Here is a 6,262-nt window from a genome sequence, read left to right on the forward strand (position 1 = left end):
GCCTGCTTGAGGGTGTCCTCCACCAGCGCCACCAGCTTGCTCGGGGCAAAGTAGGTGCCGCACAGGGTGCAGGGGGCCAGCGCGAAGCGGGCCTCCTCATAGAGGTCCGCCTTGTTGGTCACCGCCAGCTCGAACTCGGGTGAGAGCGCGATGGCGCGGGTCGGGCAGACCTCCTCGCAGCGGCCGCAGAAGATGCAGCGCGCCATGGAGATCTCCCAGCGTCGTTCGCCGGTCTCCATGTCCACTTCCATAACCAGCGCATTGGCCGGGCAGGCCTTGGTGCAGGCAGCGCAGGCGATGCACTGATCCGCCTGATATTTCGGTTTGCCGCGAAAATCCCGGTTCACCTCGTAAGGGGCGAAGGGGTACTTGGCGGTCGGGGTGCCAGCCTTGAGGATGGTCTTGAACAGCTTGATCATGATGACCCCTTATTTCAGCGGAGAGTTTTTGCGATCGATACCGTAGCGCTCGATCTCCTTGTAGGAGACCACGGTGGATTTGCCCTTCTTGGGGTCGACCAGGGTGACCCGGTCGGTACAGGAGTAGCAGGGATCCAGACTGCCGATGATGAGCGGCGCATCCGCCACGGTATTGCCGCGCAACATGTAGCGCAGAGCAGGCCAGTTGGCGTAGGTGGCGGCGCGGCAGCGCCAGCGGAACAGCTTCTGGTTGTCGCCGGTCATGCTCCAGTGGACGTTCTCGCCGCGGGGCGCTTCGGTAAAGCCCAGCGCAAACTTGCCCGGCTGGTAGGTGAAGCCTTCGGTGAGCAGTGGCCCTTCCGGCAGGTGCTCGAGACCAAACTCAATCATGTCGAGGGAGTCGTAGAGCTCGTGGATGCGTACCAGTACCCGGGATTGCACGTCGCAACCCGCCTTGGTCTGGATCTCCATCGGCAGCTCGCGGTAGCCGGCAAAGTCGTGGACCCGGCGCACGTCGCGCTTGAAGCCGCTCGCCCGCACCATGGGGCCGACGCAGCTGAAATCGCGGGCAATTTGCGGGTCGAGCTTGCCGATACCGATAAGGCGGGAAGAGATGTTGGCGGTATCCAGCAGCATGGCCACCAGGGGTTTGAGCTCATCACGCAGTTCGCGCACCAGCTGGGCACCCTTGATGCGATCTTCCTTGAAGATGTCGCGGCGTACCCCGCCAATCAGGTTGAGGCCGTAGGTCTTGCGCGCGCCGGTCAGCAGCTCGGCCAGGGTCATGGATTTCTCCCGCACCCGGAAGAACTGCATGAAGCCGGTGTCGAAACCGGTAAAGTGGCTCGACAGGCCGATGTTGAGGATATGGCTGTGCAGACGCTCCACTTCCAGCAGCACGGCGCGGATCATCTTGGCCCGCTCCGGCACCGGAATGCCCATGGCGTTCTCCACCGAGGTGGTGTAGGCGACGCTGTGAGTAAAACCGCAGATGCCGCAGACCCGGTCGGTCAGAAACGCCACTTCGTTATAGCCCATGCGGGTTTCCGCCAGCTTCTCCATGCCGCGATGGACATAGAAGAGGCGGTAGTCGGCATCGATGATGTCTTCGCCATCGACGAACAGACGAAAGTGTCCCGGTTCATCCGAGGTGATGTGCAGCGGGCCGACCGGCACGATGCGGTTGGCATCACTGCCGAGCTCGTTGACGAAGGGGTAGGTCTCGGTGTCGGTGGTGGGCATCGGGCGCTGGCGATAATCCATGGCGTCCTTGCGTAGCGGGTGGATATCCTCCGGCCAGTCGTCCGGCAGCACCAGACGGCGTTCATCCGGCAGACCGATGGCGCGCAGGCCGTACATGTCGCGGATCTCCCGCTCGCCCCACACCGCCGCCGGAATGGTCGGGGTGATGGAGGGGTACTCCTGGGTATCGGCATCCACCAGCACCTTGACGGTGATCCAGCATTTGGTATCGCCCTCCATGGAGAAGACGTGGTAGACGGCGAAGTGGCCGTTGAGGCTGCGCTCGTCATTGGCAAAGGAGAGCGGAAGCCAGCCCCCCAGCTGGTGGAAGATCAGGCTGGCCGTCTCGACCAGACTGGTGGGCTTGACGGTAATGGTGGCCTGATCGGCGGTTTGCCACTCCTCGTCGACGATGGCGTGGGGCAGTTGTGCTCGCACCTGCTGGATGTAGTCGCAGCCGATGCGATCCGAAATGGCGATGGTCATGCAGTTCTCACTTTAATGTTCGGGAATGAGCATTCGAAAATGATGAAATCGGAAAAAGTTGCTGTGCTGGCGGGCATGGCTCAGACCCCGACCAGATAGGCGAGCAGCGCCAGCAGGGCCAGCCCCAAGCCGTAGCGGGTGAGCTTGTGGGTGCGCACGAACTGGGTGCGGGCCATGGCGTTTTCGATGATGCCGGCCAGCAAAAAGGCCACCAGCAGCTTGCAGGCGAGGATCAGCGCCGCGCCGATGAGCGCGGGCAGACTCCAGTTGGCCGCCTTGCCGAAGGGCAGGAAAATGACCAAAAAGAGCTGCACCACCACCAGTTGCTTGAGGCCAATGGAGAGCTTGAGCAGGGCCAGGCCCGCACCGGAATACTCGGTGAGCGGCCCCTCCTGCAGCTCCTGCTCGGCTTCGGCGCAGTCAAAGGGCAGCTTGCCCATCTCGACAAACACCGCAAAGGCGCAGGCGGCGCCCGCCAGCAGGGTAGCGATCGGCGCGGCCAGCGGCTGGGTCGCCACATAACTGCTGATATTGCCCAGATCCGAGCTGCCCACCATCATCGCCATGATGAAGCAGGCGAGCACCAGAATGGGCTCCACCAGAATGCCGAGGGTCAGTTCACGGCGGGCGCCGATCCCTGCAAACATGCTGCCGCTGTCGAGCCCCGCCAGCGAAAAGAAGAAGCGGAAGATGGCGAACAGATAGATGTCGGTGATGAGATCCCCGGCGATGGGGAAGGGGGACTCGTGAGTCAGGGTCGGCAGCGCCATCCCTACCAGCAAGAGGGCGGCGATCAGCAACGCAGGCATCAGGTTGAAGATGATGCCGGCAGGCTCGGGGGTCACCTCCTGGCGGCGCAGGAGCTTGGCGATATCCCGGTAATCCTGCAGCAGGCCCGGTCCCTGACGGGAGTGCATCTTGGCCCGCAGCACCCGGTTGAAACCGGTGGCGAGCGGTGCCAGCGCCAGCATGGCGATGGCCTGGGTCAGGGCGAGGGCAACCATGCCCCAGCTCGGCATTTCAAGAACAGGCATATCAGACTCCTACAGCCATCAGGATAAAGAGCGCCAGCACAACGCCATGCAGCAGCCAGCCGGTCATTCCGCTGGTATCGCTCACCCTGCGCAGGGCGGTGGCCAGATCGAGCTGCGGCTGCTTGCGATAGAGCGGCGTGCAGAGTTGGCGCAAGGTGTGGGTGACACCGCCGGAGGTGAGGCTCATGCGCTCCTCATAGGCGTAACCACAAGCCCACGGGGTGCCGGCGTGACGACGACCCAGCTTGGGCCCCTTGAAGATGGCCAGTACCAGCAGCGGGATGAGGAACAGACCCAGCAAGGTGATGGCGATAACGGGCGGGGAGAGGATCGCCTGGCTGCTATCCAGCGGCAGCAGGGTGGCGCCAGTGGCGACACTCATCTGGCTGGCAACCAAGGCTTGGCCATAGCTGGCGATATGGGGGGCAATCCAGGGGGCGCCCAGACCCAGCACCAGACAGACCGCAGCCAGCAGCAGGGTGCCTGCCACCATAGCCCCCGGCACTTCGCGCGCGTGGCTCGCTTTCTCGCTGCGCGGGGCGCCGCAGAAGCAGATGCCATACACCTTGACGAAACACATCACCGCCATGGCGCCGGTCACCGCCAGCATCACTACCGCGAGCGGCGCGACGACGGAGGTGCCGAGTTTGGTCATGGAGAGCAGGGACTGATAGATAAACCACTCGCTGACAAAGCCGTTCAGCGGCGGCAGCGCCGAGATGGCCATGGCACCGATCAGGAACGCCAGCGCGGTCCAGGGCATCAGTTTGGCGAGGCCCCCCATCTTGTCCATGTCGCGGGTGTGCAGGCGGAACATCACAGAGCCGGTGCCCATAAAAAGCAGGCTCTTGAAGATGGCGTGGTTGAGCAGGTGATAGAGGGCGCCGAGCAGCCCCAGCACCACCAGCGCCGGTTGCTGTTTGGCGATGCCGATCATGCCGATGCCCATCCCCATCAGGATGATGCCGATGTTCTCTACCGTGTGGTAGGCGAGCAGCCGCTTGAGATCGTGCTCGGCCAGCGCAAACAGCACCCCGAGCACGGCCGAGCAGGCACCGAAGATCAGCACCACATAGCCCCACCAGAGCTGGCTGGCGCCGAGAAAATCGATGCTGACCCGCAAAATGCCAAAGAGACCCAGCTTCACCATCACACCGGACATCAGCGCCGAGATATGGGATGGCGCAACGGGCTCGGCCACCGGCAGCCAGCCGTGCAGCGGCACGAAACCGGCGCGCAGGCCAAAACCGCAGAAGCTGAGCAGGAACACCAGGGAGGCCAAAGCGCCCGCCAGATGGTGCTCGCGCAGCGCGGCGAACTCCAGCGAGCCAGATTCGCGGCAGAGCAGCCAGAAGGCGATCAGCACCAGCGCCATGCCGATATGGTTCATCACCAAGTAAAGCCGGCTCTGTTTGGCGGCTTCCGGGTTGGTCTTGACCAGCCAGTAGGTGGTGAGGGTCACCAGCTCGTAGCAGAGCAAGAAACCGAGCGCGTTGTCGGCCAGCACCATGCCCACCATGGCAAAGAGGAAGAGATTCATCAGCGCGCCGATGGCCACATCCCCCTTGCCCTGATATTCGCGGATATAGGCAAAGGAGTAGAGGGCGACGGCGACGCCGACGGTGCTAATCACCAGCAGCATCAGCGCGGCCAGCATGTCGAGGTGCACCGAGCCCAGCAGCCAGAGCTGGCCGTCGACGGGAGCGCCTTGGGCAAAGATCTGGATGGCGGCGACCAGACCCGCGAGTGACCCCAGCAGGGCAAAGCCGCTATTGAGGCGGTTGGCCAGTGCGGGCAGCTTTTGCAGCAGCAAACCGGCGGCAGCGCCCAGCAAAAAGAGCAGGAGCGTGGCCATTACAAGGGGGGACAACATCAGCGAACTCCCTCTGTGGTAGATAAGTCGGATGCAGGGATCGCTGTGGCAGGCGCCGAGAAGGCAGAGGCCCCTTGCGGGTTGGTATCGGCCGCTTGCTGGCGACGGATACGGGCGGCGCGTTCGGTGTCGCCGTCATTGACCAGCTTCAGTGCCTGGGAGGGGCAGGCTCCGACACAGGCCGGGCCATCGGCGCGAAATTCGCACAGGTCACATTTGACGGCGATGCTGCGCACGCCCGGCTCCCAGCTCAGCAGATCCTCGCCAAAGCAGCGCAGGCCGGCAGAGGTGGATGGGTTGCTGGAACGGATGGAGCAGGGGATATAGGTGTCGTAACTGGTGGCCACGGCCACCGGACGGCTGCCACCGCTCTGGATAGCGCCAAACGGGCAGGCCACGGCGCAGAGATTGCAGCCGATGCAGAGCGACTCATTGAGTTGCACGCAATCGCCGGTCTGGCGAATTGCCTCGACCGGGCACACCTTGATGCAGGGGGCATCGTCACAGTGACGGCACTGAACCGGCATGGTCGCCTGTTCGTGTCGCATAACGGTTAAACGGGGGGCTTGCTGCAAACCTTGCGCCTTGTGTACTTCACTGCAGGCCGCCATACAGGTGCCACAGCCGATACAAAGCTTGGGGTCAGCGATAACGAAGCGGTTCATAGCCTACCTTGTCGTGTCGCGAACGGAGAGAATAGGGGCAAGATGGCAAAATGCGGGCCAGATTGGTCCGGGGCGTAAAATTGATTCCAAGATGCTGTTTTAAATAGGGTTTAAATTTGGCGTCGCGCCGTAATAAGGACGCAGCACTGTGTCGACATCTGACGTTCGTCATTTGTGACGAAGGGAGGGGAGGGCTCGTCACAATAAGGTGCACACCTGAAATATTAATATCTTAATTGTCATTTAATGGGTTAAAACAGAACACTCTCCGCTGTTAGACTCTCAATGAGGAGGTCACGCTTAAGAAGTGGCTAAAAATGAAGTAAATAACTATTAAATCGCTATATAAAAGTTATAAAGTTTGCTTTATTAAACAATGATGAAATATAAATCTGATTTTAAAGTTTTTAATTGTCATTCATAACCAAATGAAACCGCTTTCCTGAGGCCCATTAGAAACTATTTGGTGACATGTGAATCCGTATGGGATATTAATATTATTAATGTTTTTGGGCATCGATTATTTGTATCTGCAATGTTGGT

Annotated in this window: 5 protein-coding genes; all 5 read right to left on the bottom strand. The window is 61.1% G+C overall.

What is annotated here, in order from left to right:
* On the bottom strand, positions 1-419 hold a 419-nt coding region (locus tag ACRAUW_RS16115; protein WP_431363093.1), incomplete at its 3' end, for a formate hydrogenlyase complex iron-sulfur subunit.
* A gap of 9 nt (positions 420-428) precedes the next feature.
* The gene (locus tag ACRAUW_RS16120) at positions 429-2,147 is read right to left on the bottom strand and encodes a hydrogenase large subunit (protein ID WP_017784116.1); all 1,719 of its coding nucleotides are present in this window, start codon (positions 2,145-2,147) and stop codon (positions 429-431) included.
* 80 nt (positions 2,148-2,227) lie between these two features.
* The gene (locus ACRAUW_RS16125; RefSeq protein WP_064337846.1) at positions 2,228-3,181 is read right to left on the bottom strand and encodes a respiratory chain complex I subunit 1 family protein; all 954 of its coding nucleotides are present in this window, start codon (positions 3,179-3,181) and stop codon (positions 2,228-2,230) included.
* Position 3,182: 1 nt separating this feature from the next.
* Positions 3,183-5,054 carry a hydrogenase 4 subunit B gene (gene hyfB, locus ACRAUW_RS16130; RefSeq protein ID WP_431363094.1) on the bottom strand — a complete coding sequence of 624 codons (1,872 nt, stop codon included), beginning with the start codon at positions 5,052-5,054 and terminating at the stop codon, positions 3,183-3,185.
* Positions 5,054-5,719 (bottom strand): 4Fe-4S dicluster domain-containing protein, encoded by a 666-nt coding sequence (locus tag ACRAUW_RS16135; RefSeq protein WP_005333313.1) that lies wholly within the window; start codon positions 5,717-5,719, stop codon positions 5,054-5,056. Before ACRAUW_RS16135 ends, hyfB begins: the two co-directional genes overlap by 1 nt.
* Between the last annotated feature and the right edge of the window lie 543 nt (positions 5,720-6,262).

Origin of the sequence: Aeromonas sp. (assembly GCF_050633025.1) — a bacterium.
In the GTDB taxonomy this organism is placed as follows: Bacteria; Pseudomonadota; Gammaproteobacteria; order Enterobacterales; family Aeromonadaceae; genus Aeromonas.

Bases quoted from the DNA above. Each gene is read 5' to 3' on its own strand.
- ACRAUW_RS16120 (WP_017784116.1), bottom strand. From the start codon at position 2,147: ATGACCATCGCCATTTCGGATCGCATCGGCTGCGACTACATCCAGCAG.
- ACRAUW_RS16125 (WP_064337846.1), bottom strand. From the start codon at position 3,181: ATGCCTGTTCTTGAAATGCCGAGCTGGGGCATGGTTGCCCTCGCCCTG.
- hyfB (WP_431363094.1), bottom strand. From the start codon at position 5,054: ATGTTGTCCCCCCTTGTAATGGCCACGCTCCTGCTCTTTTTGCTGGGC.
- ACRAUW_RS16135 (WP_005333313.1), bottom strand. From the start codon at position 5,719: ATGAACCGCTTCGTTATCGCTGACCCCAAGCTTTGTATCGGCTGTGGC.